The organism is Thermodesulfobium sp. 4217-1 (genome assembly GCF_039822205.1).
Lineage (GTDB): Bacteria > Thermodesulfobiota > Thermodesulfobiia > Thermodesulfobiales > Thermodesulfobiaceae > Thermodesulfobium.
This window is the reverse complement of sequence record NZ_JBAGBW010000003.1, coordinates 19431-41704: the sequence shown is the minus strand read 5'-3', so window position 1 is coordinate 41704 and position 22274 is coordinate 19431. Positions and strand designations below refer to the sequence as shown.

Annotated in this window: 23 protein-coding genes, 1 tRNA gene and 1 other annotated feature; of the genes, 1 reads left to right on the top strand and 23 read right to left on the bottom strand. The window is 35.4% G+C overall.

The window, feature by feature from the left end; genetic code table 11:
• Positions 1 to 3: 3 nt before the first annotated feature.
• From ilvC to V4762_RS02075, 21 genes are all read right to left on the bottom strand, one after another.
• Positions 4 to 1005 (bottom strand): ketol-acid reductoisomerase, encoded by a 1002-nt coding sequence (gene ilvC, locus V4762_RS02175; RefSeq protein ID WP_347314209.1) that lies wholly within the window; start codon positions 1003 to 1005, stop codon positions 4 to 6.
• A 100-nt stretch (positions 1006 to 1105) separates the two neighbouring features.
• On the bottom strand, positions 1106 to 1579 hold the full coding sequence (ilvN, locus tag V4762_RS02170; protein WP_347314131.1) for an acetolactate synthase small subunit: 474 nt from the start codon (positions 1577 to 1579) through the stop codon (positions 1106 to 1108).
• Positions 1576 to 3258 carry a biosynthetic-type acetolactate synthase large subunit gene (gene ilvB, locus V4762_RS02165; protein WP_347314208.1) on the bottom strand — a complete coding sequence of 561 codons (1683 nt, stop codon included), beginning with the start codon at positions 3256 to 3258 and terminating at the stop codon, positions 1576 to 1578. Before ilvB ends, ilvN begins: the two co-directional genes overlap by 4 nt.
• A 49-nt stretch (positions 3259 to 3307) precedes the next feature.
• Positions 3308 to 3520, bottom strand: a binding site (T-box leader).
• A gap of 85 nt (positions 3521 to 3605) precedes the next feature.
• The gene (locus tag V4762_RS02160; RefSeq protein ID WP_347314130.1) at positions 3606 to 5354 is read right to left on the bottom strand and encodes a protein kinase domain-containing protein; all 1749 of its coding nucleotides are present in this window, start codon (positions 5352 to 5354) and stop codon (positions 3606 to 3608) included.
• Between the two features lie 15 nt (positions 5355 to 5369).
• On the bottom strand, positions 5370 to 6812 hold the full coding sequence (locus tag V4762_RS02155) for a PP2C family protein-serine/threonine phosphatase (RefSeq protein ID WP_347314129.1): 1443 nt from the start codon (positions 6810 to 6812) through the stop codon (positions 5370 to 5372).
• A gap of 25 nt (positions 6813 to 6837) precedes the next feature.
• Positions 6838 to 8154 (bottom strand): vWA domain-containing protein, encoded by a 1317-nt coding sequence (locus V4762_RS02150; RefSeq protein ID WP_347314128.1) that lies wholly within the window; start codon positions 8152 to 8154, stop codon positions 6838 to 6840.
• Positions 8155 to 8179: 25 nt separating this feature from the next.
• A complete protein-coding gene (locus V4762_RS02145) occupies positions 8180 to 10402 on the bottom strand; it encodes a methyl-accepting chemotaxis protein (protein ID WP_347314127.1) in 2223 nt (740 codons plus the stop codon).
• 36 nt (positions 10403 to 10438) lie between these two features.
• Positions 10439 to 11011 (bottom strand): hypothetical protein, encoded by a 573-nt coding sequence (locus V4762_RS02140; RefSeq protein ID WP_347314126.1) that lies wholly within the window; start codon positions 11009 to 11011, stop codon positions 10439 to 10441.
• Positions 11012 to 11068: 57 nt separating this feature from the next.
• The gene (locus V4762_RS02135; protein WP_347314125.1) at positions 11069 to 12049 is read right to left on the bottom strand and encodes an aldo/keto reductase; all 981 of its coding nucleotides are present in this window, start codon (positions 12047 to 12049) and stop codon (positions 11069 to 11071) included.
• Positions 12050 to 12256: 207 nt separating this feature from the next.
• Entirely contained in the window at positions 12257 to 13411 is a 1155-nt protein-coding gene (locus tag V4762_RS02130; protein ID WP_347314124.1) for an MFS transporter, read from the bottom strand.
• Positions 13412 to 13672: 261 nt separating this feature from the next.
• Complete coding sequence (gene rplL / locus V4762_RS02125) at positions 13673 to 14050, bottom strand: 50S ribosomal protein L7/L12 (protein ID WP_347314123.1); 378 nt, start codon at positions 14048 to 14050, stop codon at positions 13673 to 13675.
• 64 nt (positions 14051 to 14114) lie between these two features.
• Positions 14115 to 14648 (bottom strand): 50S ribosomal protein L10, encoded by a 534-nt coding sequence (rplJ, locus tag V4762_RS02120; protein ID WP_347314122.1) that lies wholly within the window; start codon positions 14646 to 14648, stop codon positions 14115 to 14117.
• A gap of 145 nt (positions 14649 to 14793) precedes the next feature.
• Positions 14794 to 15513 carry a 50S ribosomal protein L1 gene (gene rplA / locus V4762_RS02115; RefSeq protein ID WP_347314121.1) on the bottom strand — a complete coding sequence of 240 codons (720 nt, stop codon included), beginning with the start codon at positions 15511 to 15513 and terminating at the stop codon, positions 14794 to 14796.
• Between the two features lie 9 nt (positions 15514 to 15522).
• Positions 15523 to 15969: a 50S ribosomal protein L11 gene (gene rplK, locus V4762_RS02110; protein ID WP_347314120.1), complete on the bottom strand. Its 447-nt coding sequence runs from the start codon at positions 15967 to 15969 to the stop codon at positions 15523 to 15525.
• Between the two features lie 30 nt (positions 15970 to 15999).
• On the bottom strand, positions 16000 to 16539 hold the full coding sequence (nusG, locus tag V4762_RS02105; protein WP_347314119.1) for a transcription termination/antitermination protein NusG: 540 nt from the start codon (positions 16537 to 16539) through the stop codon (positions 16000 to 16002).
• On the bottom strand, positions 16536 to 16763 hold the full coding sequence (gene secE, locus V4762_RS02100) for a preprotein translocase subunit SecE (RefSeq protein ID WP_347314118.1): 228 nt from the start codon (positions 16761 to 16763) through the stop codon (positions 16536 to 16538). The genes nusG and secE overlap by 4 nt, the downstream gene beginning before the upstream one ends.
• A gap of 78 nt (positions 16764 to 16841) precedes the next feature.
• Positions 16842 to 16916 (bottom strand) — tRNA-Trp (locus tag V4762_RS02095).
• 20 nt (positions 16917 to 16936) lie between these two features.
• Positions 16937 to 17110: a 50S ribosomal protein L33 gene (gene rpmG / locus V4762_RS02090; RefSeq protein WP_347314117.1), complete on the bottom strand. Its 174-nt coding sequence runs from the start codon at positions 17108 to 17110 to the stop codon at positions 16937 to 16939.
• 66 nt (positions 17111 to 17176) lie between these two features.
• Complete coding sequence (locus V4762_RS02085; RefSeq protein ID WP_347314116.1) at positions 17177 to 18229, bottom strand: NADH:flavin oxidoreductase; 1053 nt, start codon at positions 18227 to 18229, stop codon at positions 17177 to 17179.
• 111 nt (positions 18230 to 18340) lie between these two features.
• Positions 18341 to 18541 (bottom strand): FmdB family zinc ribbon protein, encoded by a 201-nt coding sequence (locus tag V4762_RS02080; RefSeq protein ID WP_347314115.1) that lies wholly within the window; start codon positions 18539 to 18541, stop codon positions 18341 to 18343.
• 10 nt (positions 18542 to 18551) lie between these two features.
• A complete protein-coding gene (locus V4762_RS02075; protein ID WP_347314114.1) occupies positions 18552 to 19349 on the bottom strand; it encodes an ATP-binding protein in 798 nt (265 codons plus the stop codon).
• 174 nt (positions 19350 to 19523) lie between these two features.
• Between V4762_RS02075 and V4762_RS02070 the strand changes: the two genes are divergently transcribed.
• Positions 19524 to 21077 (top strand): bifunctional aminoglycoside phosphotransferase/ATP-binding protein, encoded by a 1554-nt coding sequence (locus V4762_RS02070; protein WP_347314113.1) that lies wholly within the window; start codon positions 19524 to 19526, stop codon positions 21075 to 21077.
• A 57-nt stretch (positions 21078 to 21134) separates the two neighbouring features.
• On the opposite strand, the gene speD is transcribed toward V4762_RS02070, so the two are convergent.
• Together speD and V4762_RS02060 are read right to left on the bottom strand one after the other, a co-directional pair.
• Positions 21135 to 21539 carry an adenosylmethionine decarboxylase gene (speD, locus tag V4762_RS02065; RefSeq protein ID WP_347314112.1) on the bottom strand — a complete coding sequence of 135 codons (405 nt, stop codon included), beginning with the start codon at positions 21537 to 21539 and terminating at the stop codon, positions 21135 to 21137.
• A 66-nt stretch (positions 21540 to 21605) separates the two neighbouring features.
• Positions 21606 to 22259: a tRNA threonylcarbamoyladenosine dehydratase gene (locus V4762_RS02060; protein ID WP_347314207.1), complete on the bottom strand. Its 654-nt coding sequence runs from the start codon at positions 22257 to 22259 to the stop codon at positions 21606 to 21608.
• Positions 22260 to 22274 lie beyond the last annotated feature (15 nt).

The following is a 22274-nucleotide window of genomic DNA, read 5'->3' as shown; positions in this document are numbered from 1 at the left end:
TCCTTAATATTCTACTTTTGGCAGCCAGGACATCATACTTCTCATCTTTTTCCCTACTTCATCAATTTTGTGCTCTCTTTCTTTTCTTCTAAGAGCATTGAGCATGGGCTGACCAGCAGAATTTTCCAGAATCCACCCTTTAGCAAATACACCCGTTTGGATGTCATTAAGGACTTTTTTCATATTTTCTTTAACTTCTGGTCCAACTACACATGGCCCTACTGTTAAATCCCCATATTCTGCAGTATTCGAAATTGAATGTCTCATCCAGCCAAATCCGCCTTCATAAACCAAATCGACTATTAGTTTCATTTCATGTAAAACTTCAAAATATGCAAGCTCAGGCTGATATCCTGCCTCACATAGAGTTTCAAATCCTGCCTTTATCAGAGAAGTAAGACCGCCACACAAAACAGCCTGTTCACCAAATAAATCAGTTTCTGTTTCTTCTTTGAAAGTCGTATTCAATACTCCTGCTCTTGTACCGCCTATACCTTTTGCATATGCAAGAGCCATATCAAAAGCGTTACCGCTTGCATCTTGATAAATAGCATACAAGCATGGGACACCTTTGCCTTCTTCATATTGTCTCCTTACCAGATGTCCAGGCCCTTTTGGCGCTATCATAAAGACATCTACATCAGATGGCGGAACAATCTGATTAAAATGGACACTAAAACCATGAGCAAAAACCAAAGCCTTACCAGCTTTTAGATACGGTTTTACTTCACTTGTATATATCTTTGACTGCAATTCATCTGGGATTAAAAATACGATAATATCAGCATCCTGAGCCGCTTGAGATACTGTTACCACCTTCAAACCTGCACTAATAGCCTTATGAGCACTTTTTGAATCTGGTCTCAAGGCTACCATTACATCTAAACCGCTATCCTTAAGATTTAGTGCATGGGCATGTCCCTGACTGCCATACCCTAAAATCGCAATTTTTTTACCGTTCAAAAACTTTAAATCTGCATCCTGATCGTAATAAGCTTTTACCATTTGCATTAAGCCTCCTAATTTTATTTATTATCATTTAACTCAAAAATTATTTTAATCACAAGTTTGATTTACAACTTGTCTCAAAGGTTTGACTCTTAATTTAGCCTCTCTTCATCGCCACTCTGCCGCTAAACAAAACCTCAATAATACCATAAGGCTTTAAAAGGTTTAGACATGCATAAACCTTTTCCTCATCACCAGTTACTTCAACAGTTAAAGTATCCTTAGAGAGATCTACAACACGTGATCTAAAAATATTTATTATTTGAAGAATTTCGGATCGAACTGGCCCGCTTGCCTTCGTTTTTATGAGAACCAGTTGTCTCTCAACTATATTTTCTTGGGAATAATCAAATACTTTGATTACATCTATTAGTTTATACAACTGTTTTGCTATCTGCTCAACGACGTTGTCATCTCCCTCAACTAAAATAGTCATCCTCGAAAATCCTTCATTTTCCATAGGAGCCACGGTTAAAGATTCAATGTTGTATCCGCGTCTAGCAAACAATCCTGCTATCCTAGCAAGCACACCTGATTTATTGCTAACAACTAAACTAAGCGTATGTCTCATTTCTTTTCCCTCCCATAAATCATCTTTGAAATATCAACACCAGGGGGGACCATTGGAAACACATTCTCTTCCCTTTCTACCCAAACGTCCAAGATATAAGGTCCCGAAGAGGAAAGACACTCCTCAATAGCCTTTTTCAGTTCAGAATTTTTCTTTACAGTTTTCGCCGGGATATTGTATGCCTCACCAATTTTTGTAAAATCTGGATTGCCCGATATCAAATCTGTTTCAGCATACCTTTTGTCAAAGAACAGATCCTGCCATTGACGAACCATTCCAAGATAACCGTTATTAACTATGATCGCTTTAACTGGCAATTTATAAGAATTTAAAACAGCTAACTCTTCAATAGTCATCTGAAACCCGCCATCACCAGAAATACTTACTACAAGCTGGTTTGGTTTTGCAACTTGAGCCCCAATAGCAGCAGGAAGTCCAAACCCCATAGTGCCCAAACCTCCGGAAGAAATAAATGTTCTTGGATCGAATCTTTTGAGATATAAGGCTGCAAACATTTGGTGCTGACCGACATCAGTCGCTACGATACCATCTGTGCCTAAAATTTGGCTAAATACAGAAAAAAACTCCTGAGGATAAATGCCTTCATGAGGCTTTTGAGCTTTGTACTCAAGACAAAATTCCTTTTTCCATTCTCCAATCATCTTAATCCAATCATCTTTTGGTGACATTTGCTCAAGCTCTTTGTTCAACTGTATTAATATTTTTTTGCTAAGTCCAACTATGGGCACAATTACCGGCACATTTTTTCCAATCTCAGCAGGGTCAATGTCAATATGAATAACCTTGGCATGCGGGGCAAATGTGGCAAGCTGTCCTGTAACTCTATCATCAAAACGTGCACCAACTGAAATAATCAAATCAGATTCCATTAGAGCTTTGTTGGCACAAGGCAATCCGTGCATTCCAGGCATGCCAAGATGATAAATAGAGTTTGGATCCAGCGCACCTTTACCGTGTAGAGTGTGTGCAACAGGAATATGAGTTTTCTCAACCAATTCTTTAATCTCATCAACGCAGTCCCTTGCTCCACCGCCAACCAAAATTACAGGCCTTTTTGATTTCTGTATAGCTTTAACTGCCTTTTTAATCTGTAAAGGATGTCCCTCTGTAGTTGGTTTATAACCAGGAATATCAATTGGCTTAGAAAAATTAAACTCATTTTCATTCATTAGTACGTCTCTTGGAAGATCAATAAGTACAGGACCAGGCCTTCCTGTAGAAGCAATATAAAAGGACTCTTTAAGGATGGTAGGAATTTCCTGTTGGTTCTTGATAATATAACTATGTTTCACAACTGGAAGAGTTATACCAAAGATATCAATTTCTTGAAATGCGTCAGTACCCATCACATTTGTAGATACCTGCCCAGTCAAAGCTACAATAGGAACTGAATCCATATAAGCATTTGAAATTCCAGTTACAAGATTTGTCGCTCCAGGTCCAGAAGTTGCAATACAAACCCCAACATCTCCTGAAGCTCTTGCATAGCCATCGGCAGCATGAGCTGCGCCCTGTTCGTGCCTCATCATGTAATGATTAAAAACTGGGTTTTTATAGAGCTCGTCATAAAGACCCATTATTGCACCACCTGTAATGCCAAATGCGTTTTTGATACCCTGAGACTCAAGAGTCTTTAAGATTGCAGCCGTTCCTCTCATCTTCACAAATATCCCTCCTTCCAAAATTTTTAAAAAAAAACCCTCACATCACGAGGACGGAGGGAATTTCCGCGGTACCACCACGATTAACCATCAAAAAAGACGGTTCTCTCAAGGCATTAACGCAGCCGAACGTTTCTGATTACTAAGATTCACCAGAAAAGCTCCCAGGCGAGTTCAAAAGCGCCCTTTACCGAATCGCACCAACCTTCGGCTCTCTAAGAAAGTTTTGCTCTCTACTACTCCTGTTCACAGCTTTTAACTATATTAATTTTTCAAAACGGTTAATTCTATATATAATAAACTTTAAATTAAAGTTGTCAAACACTTGTGAAGTTTAAAAAAATTTAACCTCCAAACAAACTTTTGAAAAGTCTTCCAAAGAAATTGCCTTGATTTTTTTTGTTATGAAATTCAGGCAAAAAATTCTCAAGCTTATTTTTCGAGTCAATATTCCCTAAGTCTTTGGATTTCTCATACCAATATTTTGCCATTTTTACATCTTTAGAGGTGCCTCTTCCATACTCATACATCCAACCAAGTCTGTACATTGCATCTGGGTTGCCATTTTCGGATGCCTCTTTGAAAGACCTAAAAGCCATTTTATCGTCTTGAGATGTGCCCTGGCCGTGAAGAGACATGAGACCAATATGGTATTTTGCATCTGCACTGCCTTTTTGAGATGCCTCTTTGAAATATTTAAAAGCCATTTTATCGTCTTGAGATGCGCCTCTTCCATACTCATACATCCATCCGATTCTGTACATTGCATCTGGATTGCCATTTTCAGATGACTCTTTGAAATATCTAAAAGCTGCGCTATCGTCCTGAGATGTGCCCTGGCCGTGAAGAGACATGAGGCCAAGATGGTATGTTGCATCTGCACTGCCTTTTTGAGATGCCTCTTTGAAATATTTAAAAGCCATGTCAAAATCCCTTACAACTCCAAATCCAAGTAAATACTTTAAACCTAATTCAAAAATTGATTTTGGGTCCTCATGATCTATGTCCAGATTTTCAACATCGATAGGATCAATTTTCTCGTATATCTTATCTTTTCTTAAAGTACTTTTCTCACTGTTGAAATTAGAAATCTCATCAAGATGTACTGAATCTTCTTTTATAGCTGGTTTGTTCACTTTGAAGCTTTGATCTTCGGCCTCTTCAATCATTGATAGAAATTCGTCCATTGATTTAATTCTATTATTTACATTTACCTCAAGACCCTTTGAAATAATTTTTGCAATTTTTGGGCTTATTTCTGCTAAGTCTAATTCTTTTAAAGTTTGCAATCTATCTGGAGCTGGAGCTGGAGGAAAGCCCTTAATTAAAGTATAAAAATTTGCACACAGCGAATATACATCTGTATAAGGTCCTCTTCTCACCCTCTGACCATATTGCTCTAGTGGTGCAAAACCAGGAGTCACAATTCTATCGTAATTTCCAGTTTTTTCTGCTATAAATTGTCTAGCTGACCCAAAATCTACAATCACAATTCTTCCTTGTTTTGTTAATATCAAGTTGTCAGGCTTAACATCCTGATGCAATAGTCCCGCATCATGGACCACCTTTAAAGCCTGAGCAACCTGTTTTATATAACTTAGAGCTTCATCTTCTGATACTTTTCCTGCTCTATTTATGAGTAACGATAAGGACTCTCCCTCAAGAAATTCCATTATCAGATAAGCCGTATTATTTTCTTCAAAAAAATCAAGAACTTTTACTATACCTGGATGATTTAATCTGGCAAGAATTCTTCCCTCATTTAAAAATTCACCAATGCTTTCAGAAGAGTCGCCACCAAAGATTACCACGCTACCTTGCCTTGTAGCGCCAAGCGCAAAGAGCTCTTTAACAGCTACTTTTGAATCAAGCATGGTTTGAGTAGCAGAATAAGTAAAAGAAAATCCACCCTGTATGATTACATCCTCAATTCGATATTTGCCATTTTGAAGAACTGTACCAGAAGCCAATGACATTATTGAAAGAGTTCTAGTCCCAGAAAAAGCTTTATCAACTACTGCTGTTCCACACACTGGGCAAACTTTTACTTCCTCTGAAATAGGCCCATATCCACAAACTCTACAAAAGATCATATTCTCTCCTTATTCTTAAAATTCTTTATAAATAGCAATTGCCGTAGCATTATCAGGTGCTCCTCTTTTCAAAACAACTGAAATCAACTCATCCACAAGATCGTCTGGATTGTGCGACAAAGATCTAATAACAGCCAGCAACTCATCGTCAGGAATCTCTCCCCATACTCCATCACTTACTATTAGAACAACATCCCCTTTAACTAATTGAATAGAATGTTTTTCAAACTTCTTGAACAATCCTTCTATATAATTTTCTTGTTTATCCTTTATAAATCCCATAGATCTTAAGAGCTTGTTTCTATCTGGACTATTCAATGCCTCTTCTCTTGTCATAATTCCGCCTAAGATTAGCGTTTCTACCAAAGAATGATCGTTCGATAATCTCTCAAGATTATCGTTTTTATAAAGATATATTCTTGTATCTCCCACATGTGCAATATAAAGCCTATCGTTGTAAATGACAGTGCCGCTAAAGGTACAACCACCGTTTTTGCCATTTAAACTGTCAAACACAGCTTTATTTGCCTTCCATGCAAGCTCAATAGTTTGATTTGCAATGTGTTCATCGTCATCTAAAAGTTCAAATCTTTCAGTCAAAAATGCATCCACAGCAGATTTACTGGCAGTTTCCCCTGCCTCCATGCCACCCATACCGTCAGCGATACAGGCTTTTAAGATATTGTGCTTTCCAAAGTGATTATAAAAATACATTTGAGCATAACCAAAAGAATCTTCATTAATCGTTCTCGAAACGTTTAGTCCAATAGTAGAAGAAGATCCAATGCTATATTTACAGTGTTGAGCCTCAATTGAAGAACAAATTTGACTAAGCATATTAAAAGCATCTTTAAGCGAAATTCTTCCCCTGCTGCCTGGAAGTGCCAGTGATAGAAATTGTGGTATACCCGGAATATCGTAGCGCGAGATAATCTTTATATCAAATCCATTTTTAATTGAAATTCCACTTAATAACTCGTAAAGAAGAGAGCCTAATAGCTTAATTGTGTAATCTTCTATTTCAAATAATTGATTGGGAAACTTGAAATCAGAAAAACTTATAATATTGGGAATTTTAGAAAACTTGAAACCATTTTCCGTTTTAACCAGATCAGCAATATTAATCTCGTTAAACATATATCCCTGATCTTTTAGCAATATTGAAGCTTCACTGATATCTTTTATAAGAAGTAATGAGTGTTCTGGATCTAAAGGTACGCTTAGCTTCTTTGCATCATAAGATTTGAAAACAATAGTATTTTCAAAATAACTCAATATTTCAGGAAAGATCTTTGAATTTAGTATCTTCTCATAAGCCTCAAATTTTTCGCCATTGTAACATATAAAAAACTCGCCATTATATCTACACTTACTCCAACCCTGCCCAAAATCTTCAATTACTTCGAACAGATTAAACATCTTTTCAAGATCTAATCTTTTTACAATATTTTCGTCCATGTACCCCACCTAAATTATTATCAAATTATTCACCAGTCGCCTTTCTGATGTCGTCATCAGAAGGCAAATCTGACTTAGAATGATCTAATAATTGCGTTTTCATTCCAATTTTTAGCGTTTTAGCAGTGCCAGAACCAATATATCTTTTTATTCTTAGCTCTTCAATTGCCCTGTCTAACATCGCAGTTAAGTTCTCATTTTTTAATTTTATAGTAAGACTTCTTGCTAGAGCTAAGATTTTCTCTGAATCATCAGGTGAGTTATATGCATGAGTAATTGCTTGGTTTACAATTCTTTCAATATTTCTTTGCTGAACCCAATCCATAACCTCTTGATCGGTTTGGACGGCAAGCAATTGATCTTTTGTAAACTCAATATTAACTTCGAGTGGGCCAACTTTTTCTTTTGTGTCGCCTTTCGGGAGTTGATAATACAATTCAACCTGAGCCATATCAATCTTTGATACAGGTATCAAAGGAACATCAAACTCCAAAAGATATACATTCTTTCTTTTAGATTCAAGATTGCCCATTAAATAGGGTTGAGTATCAGTTATAATCTCGTATTGAACGGGGAAAATTTTTGTGATTCTCTCAAGAGAAAATCCTTCCTTAAGAGAAATTACCAGCTCAAGATTTGTAATTACTTCCTGGCTTGCATGGCCCAATTCATTCAAGAAAACATAAGGCAATTTGCTAATGTTTATGCTACTGGAATAATCCAGACCAACTTCACTATCACAAAGGTGTAGTGGTTTTCCTAATGTCCTATCGGAAATCCTACACAACAAGTCTTCATTCCATTCATCGCCAACCCCAACAGAAAGTACAGATATATTAGAAAAAACTAATTCATCCAAAACCTTCTCAACAACATCTAAATCGAAGGCGTTTCCATCAGTCAAAACCACCATCTTTTTTATGCCAACCTTATCTTTAAGAAGCTCCAATGAAAGCTTCATACCAGCACCAAGATTGGTTCCAACTGTTCCTGTTTTAATTTTTTCTAATGATAAATTTATACTTTCCTTATCTGCCGCAACAGTGAAGGGTAAAACCGTATTAACTTCATCATCGAAAGTAACAATGCTTATTTCATCATCATCTTTAAAAATATCAGATTCAAATATTTTTTTCAAAGATTCAACAACAATTTCAATTTTTGATTTATCATTTACCTTTTCGCTCATCGATCCAGAAGTATCTAAGACAAAAGAAACGAAAAGCTTTTCACGTTCTTCAAAATCTCCTGTTGCTTCAATGCCAAGTAAAACAAAAAGTTTCTGCCCAGGAGTATCAGCTAACAACCTTTTTCTATGAGTCTTTAAGTTTACTTTAAGCATCTTATTCTCCTTAAAAAGTCATTTTCTATATCTTAAACTTTCTAACCTCATCTTCAAGTTCATTTGACTTTATTTTAATAACATTTGATACCTCTTCCATCTTATTAGCTTCAGTTAACTGTTCATTGGCTCTCTCTGAAATATTCCTAGTTGATGAAACTCCGTCTTTTGATATTTCAGCAACGCTTTCAATTGCTCTTTGGACGTCTAAGGATGCCCTATTGATATCGTGAATATTTGAAAGGTCTTCCTCAGCCAAAGCAGCTAAGTTAGCCAAGCTTGTTTCAATATTTTTAATATCTTTTGAAGATAGCAACCCAGTTGCATCCTCTTTAATCTTCTCAATCATTGCAGAAAGCTCATTAACGTTTTTTGCTAAACTATTAGCCGAATCCTCAATCGAAGAAAAATATTTTTTAATAGTATCAATACTTTCATCTTGCTTGTTAAAGTTTATCTTAGAACCATCTGATGCAGTAAAACCTTCATTAAGATTGTTTAAGATTTCATTCGTTGTATTTAAAAGTTTTTCAGATAAATTTCTTATTTCATCAATAATAGCCCCAAAACCCTTCCCTTGATCGCCTAATTTAGCAGTTTCAATAATCGCGTTAGAAGTCCAAAGTTGTATTTGATTCGCAAGCGTCTGTATAGGAACAAAAGCCGATTTTATTTTGTCTGAGTTATTTTTTATATTGCTAAAAATATCGGTTACACTTGACATTACGTTAACAACCTCATCAACAACGGGTTTCTTTTCATCTGTTTCTTTATTCATATTTTTAATTTTGGTGTCAGTTGCCTGTAATATATCGGTTACACCCTTAAGCTTATCGCTAAATATCTCTATACTTTTAGCTATCTTATTAATATTTTGAGCAATATTCGAAGCAGTTATTGCCTGATCTTCAACGCCTTTAGATATGCCTTGAATACTCTTTAGAAGAATATCTTTATCTTCATTTAATTTTGACGATATGTTTGAAAGGTCCATAGCGCCCTTCGCATTAATTTCTGATAGTTTAGATACATCGCTCGATGAAGTAGCTACCAAAGAAGATACCGACATAAGCTCATCAGAAGTGTTTACCAAGTCTTTAATAGCATAATTTATCTTACCAATAACGTTAATAAAGTTTGATCTTATTGATTCTACTGCCCTTACAACAACCCCTAATTCATCGTTGTAAACAGGATTAAGAGGTTGACTAAGATCGCCAGAGGCTACTCTTTTTATATCCTTAACCAACAGTCCTATCGGTCTCATAAAGAAAAACTCCATAGACAATAGCAATAAGAATATGCCGATTATAATAGCTGCTATGTTTAATGCAAACTGCACTATGGTAAATCTCTTCAACATATTATTATAAAAAGCTGTATCTTTAGCAATAAAGTACATCCCAAGAATTTTTCCATTGGCATCCTTCACAGGATAATAATATGCAAAATAAGGCTTACCAAATAATATTTCCTTTATAAAGTTATACATTTCTGAGATATTTCTAGGAGTACCATAATCAACTGGTTTACCATCTTTTAGAACCGCTCCATAAATAGAAGAGTTAAAAAATTTATCAAAGTAGGGAAGCTCGTTACTCTTAATAGAAGTAGAAACCATTTTATCACCATCAAAAAAGGCTACCTCTACTCCAAGGTTATTTCTGATTTGATTTGAAATATCTTTAGTTCCAGCAATTTTAAAGCCTGTTGAAATAGCCCCAATAATTTTGCCTTTTTCGTCTCTAACAGGCGCTCCAGATCTTACTGAGAGTCCAGTAGTATGTCCCTTCGCGATGCCAGATTCAACTTTACCACCTAAAGCACTTGAAATCTCTGGTAAATCAGATAAGTTATCGCCCTTCTCAGTAGGCGCATTGCTTCTTGCAAGTACATTGCCATCAGAATCAGTAACGGTCACATATGATCCGGGATAAAGCTGAGAAAATTTTTCAATGAATGAAGATAGGGAGGCAAAATCTTTGTTTTTTATGCCAGCAACAAGATCGTGCTCGTTAGAAAGTATCAAAGCAATTCTTCTTGAATCTGTAATTTTTGAATCAAGGAAGAAATTAAGACCTTTAGATGCGTTTGATATATCATTAAACAAAATTTCATTACTAAAGTTATATATTTGAATCAAACCTCCACCCGATAAGAGCAGGCCAAAAACAAAAAAACTAACAAGAACCATTATGCCCATCTTTTTACGAAGAGCAGCGTTTAAGAAAATACGAAAAATCCTCATATAACCCCCTAAATTATATAAACTAATAAATGAAATTTAAACTATATTCATATATTTTGTAGAACAACTTTGGACTTCATTTAAATCCTGATCCTCAGCTTCAAGATAAGTAGCATAAAGATCTAAGTCCCAATCTTTTTTATTCCCCTTCGAAAACAAAATTGCTCTTGCAGCCCCTTCCCATTCACCACTACCCTCTGGGATTAAACCATAAGCCCTTAAACAATCAAAAACGTTAAAAGAGTCAGTTTTCCCTTCACTATCATCGTAAACTATAAATCTTGGAAGTTTAAGACCTTCTTTATCAACAATAATCCAAAATCTTTCAACCTTCTCAAGTTCCTTCTCGATTTCTTCAGTAATTCTATATTTTAAACAATCTACAGTCATTTTGACAACTTCTTCTTCAATAATCTTCAATTCTTCATTCGAAAAATCAGACATACCTATACCAGCATTGTTATCATATCTATTTAATATTTCAAAAAACTCATCCCATGAGATAAATATATCATAAAAATTATCAATCCAAGCATAAACGTGTATATCTTGAATCTTTTCCATAACTACAGCTTTTAAATTTATTCTAATAACATCTAATTTTTCCAAAAAAATCCTCGCAAAATATATAAAAAAATTTAATCAATATAGATTTTAAAAATCTGATTAGAAAATACCTTCTGTCTTTCTTTCTACATAGTCAAAAATATAGTTCCAATCATTTTGATCAATAAAGACCTCAGAAGATTTAATATTTTCTAAAACCTGATCTGGATTTCTTGCCCCCACTAACAAGCTTGAAACGCCTGGAATCATCCTGGTCCAAGCTAAAATAAGCTGTGCTGTGGTTATATTGTATTTTATTTTAAACTTATCAAATTCAGCCAAAAGGTTTAAAATTTTACCCCTTACTTGCGGACTAAACCTTGATTCGTGAGATCTATTGTCGTCTTTTGAAAAAACTCTATCCAAAGTAACCTTACCGCTCAAGAGACCCTTTTCCAAAGGAGAATAAGCTATAAAAGAAATATTATTATTGGCACAATATGGAATATTGTCAAATCTTGCTTCCATATCAAGCATACTAAATTTCTCTTGATCCGATTGAAGCTTGCTATACTTTGTAAATTCTTCCATTTCCAGCTTTCCAACATTACATATTCCAATTTCCCTTATTTTTCCCTCTTTTTTAATCTCAAGAAGCGTATCAATTACTTCTCCAGCAGGAGTAGTTCTATCAAGCCAGTGAATCTGATAGAGATCTATATAATCAGTGTTTAGTCTTTTGAGGCTTTGATCGATCTCATTCTTTATAGACTCTCTGCCTAAATACCTATATACAGGTTTATCGTTCTCCTGGAAAAAAAACGATCCTTTTTCTGTATCCCAAACTAAACCGCACTTTGTAGCCAAAACAACTTTGTCTCTCTTACCCTTTATGGCCTTCCCAACAATCTCTTCTGAAAGCCCCAAACCATAAGCAGGAGCAGTATCAATAAGATTTCCTCCGTTGTCAATAAAGGCTTGAATTGCTTTGATTGCCATCTCTTCGTCGGTGCCGCCCCAGGACCATCCGCCTATTGCCCAGGTGCCCATACCAATAGTTGAAATCATAATATTCGTGCTTCCTAAAGCCTTATATTCCATCAAATACACCTCAATTTATAATATTTCATATTAGTTTAACATTTTTTTTAAAATAAAAAAAAGTAGGATTTAAGCCCGACCAGAAAAAACATTTAACTAATATTTAATTTTTAACTTAGCCCTGCCATCAGCGGCTTCGATCTTTACTGTTATTTTTGCAAAAGATTCTTTAATACTTTAAATTTTTAAACTTTTTCAGCTACTTTGCTATGAACAAAATTTAATTGTTTTATAAAAAAATATCGATATTAGAACGATTGCGCCTAAGGCTGTCCAGAAATACTCAAACCCCATGCTTCTTATTAAAAATGATGACAATAGTGGGCCAAAAATACCACTCGATTGCCAAAACATATTCGCAATGCCTGTAACGCTGCCAGTATTTTGTTTGCCAATTAGAGTTAAGAAATTTGCTTGTATTGGAACCAGTGAAAACCTTGCAAATCCCATTAACAACGAAATAATTATTAACATAACAGTAGAAGTAGTAAAAGCAAAAGAAGCGGTTAAAATTGAATACAAAAGCAACATTAAAATCATTGTGCGCATTAACCCAAATTTATTTGTAATAAAACCAGAAATCGCAGATGAAAACAATCCAGCAAGAGCCATAGCTGAAAAAATAAAACCAGCTACCACCTTATCTATACCGATTGACACAAAATATTTATAGGCATACAAAACAATTGACCAATAAGAAAAGAAGAACAAAAAACCGGCTATAGATATTAAAATAACATTCTTATCTTTAATAACCGATAGGTCAACTTTCTTTTTTTGATAGTCAGTCTTTAGCGGATAAGACAAAATTGCAAATATTATGCTAAAAAATCCAGATAAAAAATAAATCCATCTCCAGCTAAAATATATTGCAATTGGAGCAATTACAATCCCGGCTGCTACAATAGCAAGAGGCCAGGCTATAGAATAGTAACCCAAATATATCGATCTATCTTCTTTGTAATAATAATTCATAATATTTATAGTCGCAGGATAAACCCAACCAGAGCTAAATCCCATCAAAAAACTTGCAACATATTCTTGTTCTATATTTAAAGCAAAACCTGACATGAAGGAAGCTATTGCCAAACCTATTAAAGAAAAAAAGACTATCCTCCCACCAGAATATTTATCAGATAAGAAGCCAGCTGGAATTTGAACAATAATATAACTGAAAAAATATATAGCGAAAACATGGGCATCTTGATTTATAGACGGCCTAAAGGGAACATAAACAGACAAGATGCTCCACGTAAGTCTGGTATAATAGCTCAGAAAAAATGCAACGCTTGCAATTAAAACTGGATAAAATTTCTGATGAAATGCATTCATTGAATTTGCAGTATTTTTTAGCCTTAACATAATACAAATAGCTTAGTTATAAATTCTAATTTGTCAATAAAATAAAATTAACAATCTAATCTTGCAGTATCATTTTTATACATAAAGAAGTCCTGAACATACAACAACTTTATGTAAAACTAAAAAGCCCATAAAACCTTTATATAAAGGCATTTATGAGCTTTTTTTATTTTATTTGCTGCAAAAGTCAGATTAACATTTTCCCAAAAATAGAAAAGGTCGGACCTAAGTCCGACCAGAATACTATTTAAATAATATCTATTACTTTACTTCGACTTTGCCGCCAGCAGCTTCAATCTTCGCTTTAATTTCAGCAGCCTCTTCCTTTTTAACCTTTTCTTTTACAGGCTTTGGCACAGTGTCAACAAGCTCTTTTGCTTCTTTCAAACCAAGAGCTGTAATCTCACGTACAACTTTCAATACGTCGATCTTCTTTGCTCCTACATCAGTCAAGATTACGTCAAATTCTGTCTGTTCTTCAACTTCTTCCTGTGGTGCTGCGGCAACTCCAGCAGCGACTGCGACAGGAGCAGCTGCAGTAACTCCAAACTTTTCTTCAAAAGCCTTAATAAGCTCTGAGAGCTCAAGTACGGTCATTTGAGATATTGCCTCTAAAATTTCTTCCTTATTTAAAGCCATTTTTATCCTCCTAAAATTTTACAAATTTATTTTATTTCATAAACGCATTTAGCTATATTCGTAATCAAGAAGCTTCTTTTTTATCTTTAAGAGCCTGCAGGGCATAAGCAAAATCTCTTGGCACTGCGCCAAGCACTCCCGCAAACCTTGACAAAGGACTTTGCAAAAGATACAAAACTTTCGACAAAAGTACTTCTTTGGATGGGATATCTGCAAGGGCTTCAACTTCAATAGCGCTAAGAGCCCTGTTTTCAATATATCCGCCCTTAATGGATCCTTTTTCAAATTCTTTTAAAGATGTCTTCAAAACTTTTGCAGCAGCACTAATATCGCCCTGCACAAAAAGAACTGCAGTTGGCCCAAACAATAGATCTTCAACCAAGTTCTTTTTACCAAGCTTTTCGAGTGCTATGCCAAGAAGAGTATTTTTAACTATTTTGAGCCTTGAGGATGTATCCCTTATCCTATCTCTCAATGCAACGCTCTCTTTAACGTTCATTCCCTTTAAGTCGATCAAAAAAACGGCTGATGAATTAGAGAGATCTTCTAAGATATTGTTTACAAGATTCTCTTTAGCTTTTCTTATCTGACTTATCATTATTTCACCTCCTTTCAAAGTTACTTAAATATAATTATGAATATACCCAGGCAAAGGTAATACCTGGGTATTAGCTTCCTTTGCCTCCGCAGGATTTACATTTATTACCTGCTTCTTGGGCCTATATTCAGTTTAACTTATTGTCTTAAAGATTTGCTTTCTTTACAGAGTCAGCGGCTTTGTTTGTATCAATCTTTACTCCAGGGCCCATAGTCGAAGAAACAGTAATGCTTTTCAAATATGTCCCTTTTGCAGCAGATGGCTTTGACCTTAAAATTGTATCCATAACGGCAGCAAAATTTGCAATCAAATCATCTTTTGAAAACGATACCTTGCCAATTGGTATGTGCAAAATACCAGTCTTATCAGTTCTAAGCTCCACTTTTCCTGCCTTAAACTCTTTTACTACTCTTGCTATTTCAAAGGTTACCGTACCTGTCTTTGGGTTAGGCATTAGCCCTTTAGGACCGAGAATTCTACCCAATTTACCAAGCGCGCCCATCATATCAGGAGTCGCAATAATCACGTCAAATTCAAACCAATTTTCTTGTTGAATCTTTTGAAGGATATCCTCAGCCCCGATATAATCAGCGCCAGCATCCTTAGCATCGTTAGCCTTTTCGCCTTTTGCGATAACTAAAATCCTTGTTTTCTTGCCTGTGCCAGCAGGCAAAGAGACAGTAGTTCTAATTTGCTGGTCTGCATGTTTTACGTCCAATCCAGTTCTTATAGATACTTCGACTGTTTCATCAAATTTTGCTTTTGCGCCACTTTGAACGAATGCAAGAGCAGCATCTGGATCATATTTTTGATTTCTATCAAAAAGATTTAAGGCTTCTGTGTATCTTTTACTTCGTTTTTGCATGCTATCCTCCTATCCTTCAATTACTTCTACGCCCATGCTACGCGCAGTGCCCTCTAACATTCGAACTGCACCTTCTACATTGTTTGCGTTCATATCTTTTAATTTCCCTTGGGCAATTTCAGCAAGTTTAGATCTTGCAATCTTTCCAACCTTCTTTTTGTTTGGCTCGCCACTACCCTTTTCAAGTTTTAAAGCTTCTCTGATCAAAACTGAAGCAGGAGGAGTCTTAAGGATGAAATCAAAACTTCTATCTTCATATACTGAAATTTCTACAGGAATAATGGTTCCTTCTTGAGATGATGTCTGAGCATTATACGCTTTACAAAACTCCATTATGTTAACGCCGTATTGGCCCAATGCAGGACCAACAGGAGGAGCAGGATTAGCCTTGCCAGCAGGCAGAGCTAACTTTACAATTCCAACAATCTTCTTTTTCTTTTTCTTAGGAGCAGCCATTTATTACAACCTCCATTAAATTAATCAAAATTAAACCTTTTCGATCTGACTAAGAGCAATCTCAGCAGGAGTGTCTCGACCAAAAAGATTTATAACAAGACGTACCGTTCCTTTTTCAGGAAATATTTCATCAATCACTCCAGTCTGCTCAGCAAATGGGCCTGAAGTGACCCTTACAACCTGACCTTTGTCAAATTCTACTCTTATTACAGGCTTGTCTGTTTTAGCGTACATCATAATTTTTTCCACTTCATCTGGACTAAGAGGTAAAGGCTTCTTTTTGCTGCTGATGAAACCCGTAACACCAGGAGTGGTCCTGACCAGGTTCCATGTAGCGTCATCAAGATCCATCTCCACCAATACGTAGCCAGGGAAAACCTTCTTTGAACTTTCTTTTTTCTGATGACCAATCATTTTGACTTCTTTTTCGACAGGGATAAGAACCCTCGTTATCCTATCTTCAAGACCCTCTCTCTGTGCTCTTACGAGTATCGCTTCTTCAACTCTTTTTTCATAATTAGAAAGAGTTGTTATTACATACCATTTAAGATTAAAATTTATATCTGTCATGAATTTGACCAATGTCCAAATGTTGATATTAAGAAATTAAAAATGGCAGTAAAGATAGCGTCAAGTGAACCCACAAAAAGAGCAATGATTAGACTAAATGCTAAAACAACTCCAGTAGCAGAAAGCACGGTCTTTCTATCAGGCCATGATATCTTTCTGGATTCAACTTTAATTTCAGAGTAAAAAGATCTTACCCTCTCTTTCAAATCGTTAAAAGACAGCAAATTACACCTCCAAGAGGTACTAAAAAATTAAAATAGCTTTTTGCTCCCACAACAGGCGATGTGGTTACGCAATAAAAATGGCAGGCCAGGCAGGACTTGAACCTGCAGCCCCCGGTTTTGGAGACCGATGCTCTGCCATTGAGCTACTGGCCTAAAACAAAAGCATTATAATACTATTTTGTTTCCTTGTGAACAGTATTCTTATTACACCTCGGGCAATACTTCTTCACCTGTAGGCGGTCTGGATCGTTGATCCTATTCTTCTGAGTGTGATAATTTCTTTCCTTACACTCTTGACACGCCAAAGTAATTCTTAATCTTTTTTCTTTTGCACCGGCCTTAGCCATACCAAAACCTCCATATACATTTCATAGACGGTTAATTCTATAATATTAATATAAAACTGTCAAATTTTACTTATTGAAAACACATCGAATACCATCAAAGTTTCTGCACTTGCTACAAGATATACAAGAAACCTTTTCTTGACCGTTCTTAAGCCTTGTGACCAGATCTGGCTCTCTAATAAATGGCCTGCTTAAAGACATAAAGTCAGCGACTCCACTTCCAATAATCTCATTCATCAAAGATAGCGACCTTATACCACCTACAATACTCATAGGAGAGCTGACATTTTTTCTTACAACTTTTGCTCTTTCTAAGAAATAGCCCTCATCTTCAATTTTCAAGATGTTTAGCCTATCAATTGGGTTATCCTTTGAGCCGACAGCGCCACCGCTGATTTCAATTAGATCTACGCCGTGCTCGTCGAGAAGCGTTGACACGCCGACAAGCTCTTCTATCCCTATATGGCCATCACCAGTTCCACCAGTAGAATTTAATTTTACAAAAATTGGATAATCTTTGCCAACAGCCGTTCTAACTGAGTCAATTATTTTAAGAGCAATTTTTGATCTATTTGCGATGCTTTTGCCAAATTCGTCCTCTCTCTTATTCGAATCAGAAAAAAGCGTTCTACACAAAAAGTACCCATGAGCCATATGAACGCAAACAGCATCTGCTCCAGAAAGCCTGACCCTAAGGGCTGCCTTTGTAAACGCATCTGTCAATACACTAATGTCATCTATATCCATAGTGTTGTGATCTATTGGCTCTAAATTATTTATAGCATCTTTATTTGTCTGCGCGCCCGCATGAGATATTTGAACAGCAAAAAGCGAACCGTTTTCGTGTATCATATCAGACATCTTTCTATAACCATCGATAAACCTGTCATCATCTATTCTATTTTGCTTTATCCCTGCTCTTCCCCTTGGAAACTCTACACAAGAATGCCCTGACATTATTAGACCTGTTCCGCCTATAGCCAAATCCTTATACAAAGATAGCTGCCTCTCAGAAATTGATCCGTCATCATTCCCAAGCCAATCATGTGTTGCAGATCTGATGAAACGATTTTTAAAATTTAAATTCTTAATCTTAAATGGAGAGAAAACATCCTTCATAATGTGTCCACCTCTCAAAGTAGTATCTCTTTAAATTATTATATATCCTTTAATAAAAAAAGCCTGCTTTCGCAGGCTTTTTAAGCTCAAACTGAGCTTTAATTAAAACCCTCAGCCACCGCTAAAACAACTTCCAGAGTCAGAATCATCTCCTGAACTATCAGAAGAAGAACAGTGGTTGACATGATAAACCTTTCTAACATTTTCTGAATTACAACTCGGACACGCTACCTTTCTGCCATCAGAAGAGGCAGGCAGATATATGTCAAAGTCTGCACCACAATCTTTACAAAAATACTCAAATATCGGCATTTAAACACCCCTAACTATTTATATATTTATCTTTGATTATATACCTAAAATCAAATTCTTTCAACATCTCTTCACCATATAGATATTCTACAAATTGAAAAGCAGATCTGCCTGTAAAGCTCCCTCCTCTTTGCACCCATTCCATGGCACTTTTATTTAAAATATCTTCATCGAGCTGTAATCCTCTTAACTTTGCATAATTCTTAACTATATTTAGATATTGTTCCTTGCTAAAAGATAAAAATGCAAGTCTAATGCCAAATCTCTCTACCAAAGAAATCATCTCTCTATAGGCATCATTTGCAAATCTTTCATTTACATCTTCTTCTTTTGCAAGGTGCCTTCTGTTTGATGTTGCATATATCAATATATTAGACGGTCTCTCTTCAATGTCGCCATCAAGAAGCGCTTTTAGGACCATCCAGGATTCTTCACCAATAGAAAAGGATAAGTCATCGAAAAATAGTATGAAATGATAGTCTTCCCCTCTTAGTAAGCCATAAAGGTGAGACAAATCATTTATTTGAGATTTATAGATTTGAATAATCCTTAAACCTTCTGAAAAAAACTTGCCAAGCATAGCTTTTACCAGGCTCGACTTCCCAGTACCTCTCTCGCCCCATAGGAGGACATCACTGGCAGGTAAATTTTTTACAAATTTGACAGTATTCTTAAGCAATATGCCAATCTGCTCATCAACTCCTAAAAAGTTGTCCATATCACAAAAACCGACATTATGTATAGGAGTCAATTTTTCATCTTTAAATCTAAAGGCAGCAACTTCTTTTAAGTCTTCCTTGAACGACATGTTAAAACCTCCTAAAAGCTGGAATAAAAACTATTTCTTAATTTAAAGTTTTCTAAATTAATTCTAATTTGTAATTTTTGATATGTAACTTATAATATTATTATTAAAGAAATTTTGGAGCTTAATTTTTACATTATTATTATAAACTATAAAATGTAGCCCTTTGGAGGAGATATGCCAAATTTAGTAAATGCAATGCTTAACCCTTCATTCTATCCGCATGAAGCCGAAATAAAGTTTATTGAAACACATATATCTTGTGTTTTTTTGACTGGAAAATATGCTTACAAAATAAAAAAGTCAGTTAACTTTGGTTTCTTGGATTTTTCCACTCTTGAAAAAAGAAAAAATTTTTGTGAACAAGAAATAAAATTAAATTCAAGAATAAACCCAAGTTTATACTTAGGCGTTATGCCCATTAGCTTAATAAATAGTTCATATGTTTTAAATTCATCTGAAAATATAGTGGAATATTGTATAAAGATGGTTGAACTGCCTCAAGACTCTCTAATGTCGAATTTATTAATTCAGAACAAGGTGTTTGAAGATGACATAAACAGGATCGCACAAAAGGTTGTACAATTTCATGACGCAGCAAATAAAATTAAAGACACCCAATTTGTTGACTCAATAAAATATAATTTAGAAGAAAATTTCAGCCAGACTGAAAATATTGTTGGTTGGCTAATTTCAAAAAAAAATTACAACTTGATAATGGATAATTCTCTAAACTTTTTTAACTCACACAAATCTGACTTTGAAGATAGAATGAAAAACGGCCTATTTGTAGATGGACACGGAGACCTACACTCAAAAAATATATCAATTATGCCAGATGACATATACATATTTGATTGTATAGAATTTAATGAAAGATTTAGAATTCAAGATATCTCGTCTGAGGTGTCATTTCTTTCAATGGACTTAGATTTCAGCAACAAAAGCGATCTTTCTGCTATCTATGTAAATACTTATCAGCAACTAAGTAAAAAGAACATATTGCCATACTTAGACTTTTTTAAATCCTACCTTGCTTACGTAAGAGGTAAGGTACTGTATTTTTCATTTATAAACGATCAGAAAAATAAAGACCTGGAAAACGCGATAAAAAGATATTTTAGACTATCTGCAAAATACTTTAACAATTCACTGCCTACCATATTTGTTATTTCCGGTCTCTCAGGAACAGGAAAGAGTGCTCTTGCAAAGAGGTTGAGTTCCCAGACAGATATAAAAAGGCTGTCGTCAGATGAGATAAGAAAAGAATTAGCAGGAGTTCCAAAACATGAAAGTGCAAAAGCTGATTACAACGCAGGAATTTATTCTCCTGATTTTACTAAAAATGTTTACAGTAGAATGCTTGAGCAAACAGAGAGAGAAATACAATCAAATAGATCTGTAATCTTGGACGCTACTTTTAACTCGGATGTATATAGAAACATGATCGTAGACTTAGCAAAAAAATTAGAAACGGATATGGTTTTAATTGAAAGAGAGGCTGACTTTGAAATTATTGCAGAGAGGCTGAAGAAAAGAGCCCTGAAGAGAAATACTTCAAGCGACGCTGATTTGGATATTTACAGAAGGCAATTGTCAGAATATAAACCATGGAACATATCTAAAGGTGTTACCTATGAGAAAATAGGAAACGTAGAAGATCTAAACGAGCTGAGCACTTTATTGGCGAAAAAATACCTTATGTTTGATCTCTCAACAAAGACCCAATAAAGCAAAAAAATAAATAACCTTTTGCTTTGAGAGGGAACAATCATTAAATTAGTGAAACTAATCCTCCGAATAATCTTCCTCCCAAGTCATCGTGGTATGCGTATAGGTGTCTTCATCTTTCACGCCTCTTTGAACCTCGGTAATGTGAGCGTGCTTGACCCTAAATGCTTGCAATATAAACTCTACTGCCTTCTCGGGCTGTGCCTTCTCTCCGCACGTATAGACATCTAATGCAGCATATCCATTTTCAGGCCAAGTGTGGACAGAAATATGCGATTCAGATACTACTACAACGCCACTAGTGCCAGATGGAAAAAATTTGTAAAAATGAACTGCCTTTACGTCCATATTTGCTACCTTTGCAGCAGCCAAAAAAATCTCTCTTGCTCTTACAGGATCGCCAATAATATCAGGATCACATCCTGAAGCCTCAACAATGTAATGCATTCCAATTGATTCCAATTCTCTACCTCCTATTTCAGATCACAAAAAGTGATTATATCACAATACAAAAAAATAATTAAAAAACTATAATTTATTACAAATATACTTACAGCACAAATAAGAAATAATGCTACCAAAGGCCATAGGTACAAATACTGCACTTCCGATACTTTGTGTATTATTAAATTCTTTTTTTGGAACTTCTTTAGAAAACACGACGTCAACTCCCGAAACTATATCGAAACTTTTAAGTCTTTTCCTTAGAGCTCTAGCAAGAGAGCAATTAGAAGTCTTAGATAGGTCTGCATAAGTTACTAGAGTAGGATCTATTCTGTTTCCTGCTCCAGCACTAACAACTACATATGCTTTATTGTAAAATTGTTTAATCAATAAAGCTTTAGCATCCAAATCATCTATAGCGTCAACAACTATATCAGGTTTAAAGTTTTCAATCTCAAAAATAACTTCTTGTGCTTTTTTTCGAGACGCTAAAGCACATGAACCGCTAATAGATTTCAATCTTTCTAAAGCCACGTCAACTTTAAGAAGTCCAATGTTGCCAAATTCGGCCAACACTTGCCTGTTAAGATTGGATAATTCAAATTTATCATCGTCAATAAGAAAAAAATTTTCAACACCCAATCTTGCAAGCGCCTCAAGTGCAAAACCTCCAACCCCTCCAAGACCACATATTACTACTCTTGAGTTTCTAATTCTATTAACGCAATCTTCACCCAGTAGTAGTGAAGTCCT

Bases quoted from the DNA above. Each gene is read 5' to 3' on its own strand.
- ilvC (WP_347314209.1), bottom strand. From the start codon at position 1,005: ATGGTAAAAGCTTATTACGATCAGGATGCAGATTTAAAGTTTTTGAAC.
- ilvN (WP_347314131.1), bottom strand. From the start codon at position 1,579: ATGAGACATACGCTTAGTTTAGTTGTTAGCAATAAATCAGGTGTGCTT.
- ilvB (WP_347314208.1), bottom strand. From the start codon at position 3,258: ATGAGAGGAACGGCTGCAATCTTAAAGACTCTTGAGTCTCAGGGTATC.
- V4762_RS02160 (WP_347314130.1), bottom strand. From the start codon at position 5,354: ATGATCTTTTGTAGAGTTTGTGGATATGGGCCTATTTCAGAGGAAGTA.
- V4762_RS02155 (WP_347314129.1), bottom strand. From the start codon at position 6,812: ATGGACGAAAATATTGTAAAAAGATTAGATCTTGAAAAGATGTTTAAT.
- V4762_RS02150 (WP_347314128.1), bottom strand. From the start codon at position 8,154: ATGCTTAAAGTAAACTTAAAGACTCATAGAAAAAGGTTGTTAGCTGAT.
- V4762_RS02145 (WP_347314127.1), bottom strand. From the start codon at position 10,402: ATGAGGATTTTTCGTATTTTCTTAAACGCTGCTCTTCGTAAAAAGATG.
- V4762_RS02135 (WP_347314125.1), bottom strand. From the start codon at position 12,049: ATGGAATATAAGGCTTTAGGAAGCACGAATATTATGATTTCAACTATT.
- V4762_RS02130 (WP_347314124.1), bottom strand. From the start codon at position 13,411: ATGTTAAGGCTAAAAAATACTGCAAATTCAATGAATGCATTTCATCAG.
- rplL (WP_347314123.1), bottom strand. From the start codon at position 14,050: ATGGCTTTAAATAAGGAAGAAATTTTAGAGGCAATATCTCAAATGACC.
- rplJ (WP_347314122.1), bottom strand. From the start codon at position 14,648: ATGATAAGTCAGATAAGAAAAGCTAAAGAGAATCTTGTAAACAATATC.
- rplA (WP_347314121.1), bottom strand. From the start codon at position 15,513: ATGCAAAAACGAAGTAAAAGATACACAGAAGCCTTAAATCTTTTTGAT.
- rplK (WP_347314120.1), bottom strand. From the start codon at position 15,969: ATGGCTGCTCCTAAGAAAAAGAAAAAGAAGATTGTTGGAATTGTAAAG.
- nusG (WP_347314119.1), bottom strand. From the start codon at position 16,539: ATGACAGATATAAATTTTAATCTTAAATGGTATGTAATAACAACTCTT.
- rpmG (WP_347314117.1), bottom strand. From the start codon at position 17,110: ATGGCTAAGGCCGGTGCAAAAGAAAAAAGATTAAGAATTACTTTGGCG.
- V4762_RS02085 (WP_347314116.1), bottom strand. From the start codon at position 18,229: ATGAAGGATGTTTTCTCTCCATTTAAGATTAAGAATTTAAATTTTAAA.
- V4762_RS02080 (WP_347314115.1), bottom strand. From the start codon at position 18,541: ATGCCGATATTTGAGTATTTTTGTAAAGATTGTGGTGCAGACTTTGAC.
- V4762_RS02075 (WP_347314114.1), bottom strand. From the start codon at position 19,349: ATGTCGTTCAAGGAAGACTTAAAAGAAGTTGCTGCCTTTAGATTTAAA.
- V4762_RS02070 (WP_347314113.1), top strand. From the start codon at position 19,524: ATGCCAAATTTAGTAAATGCAATGCTTAACCCTTCATTCTATCCGCAT.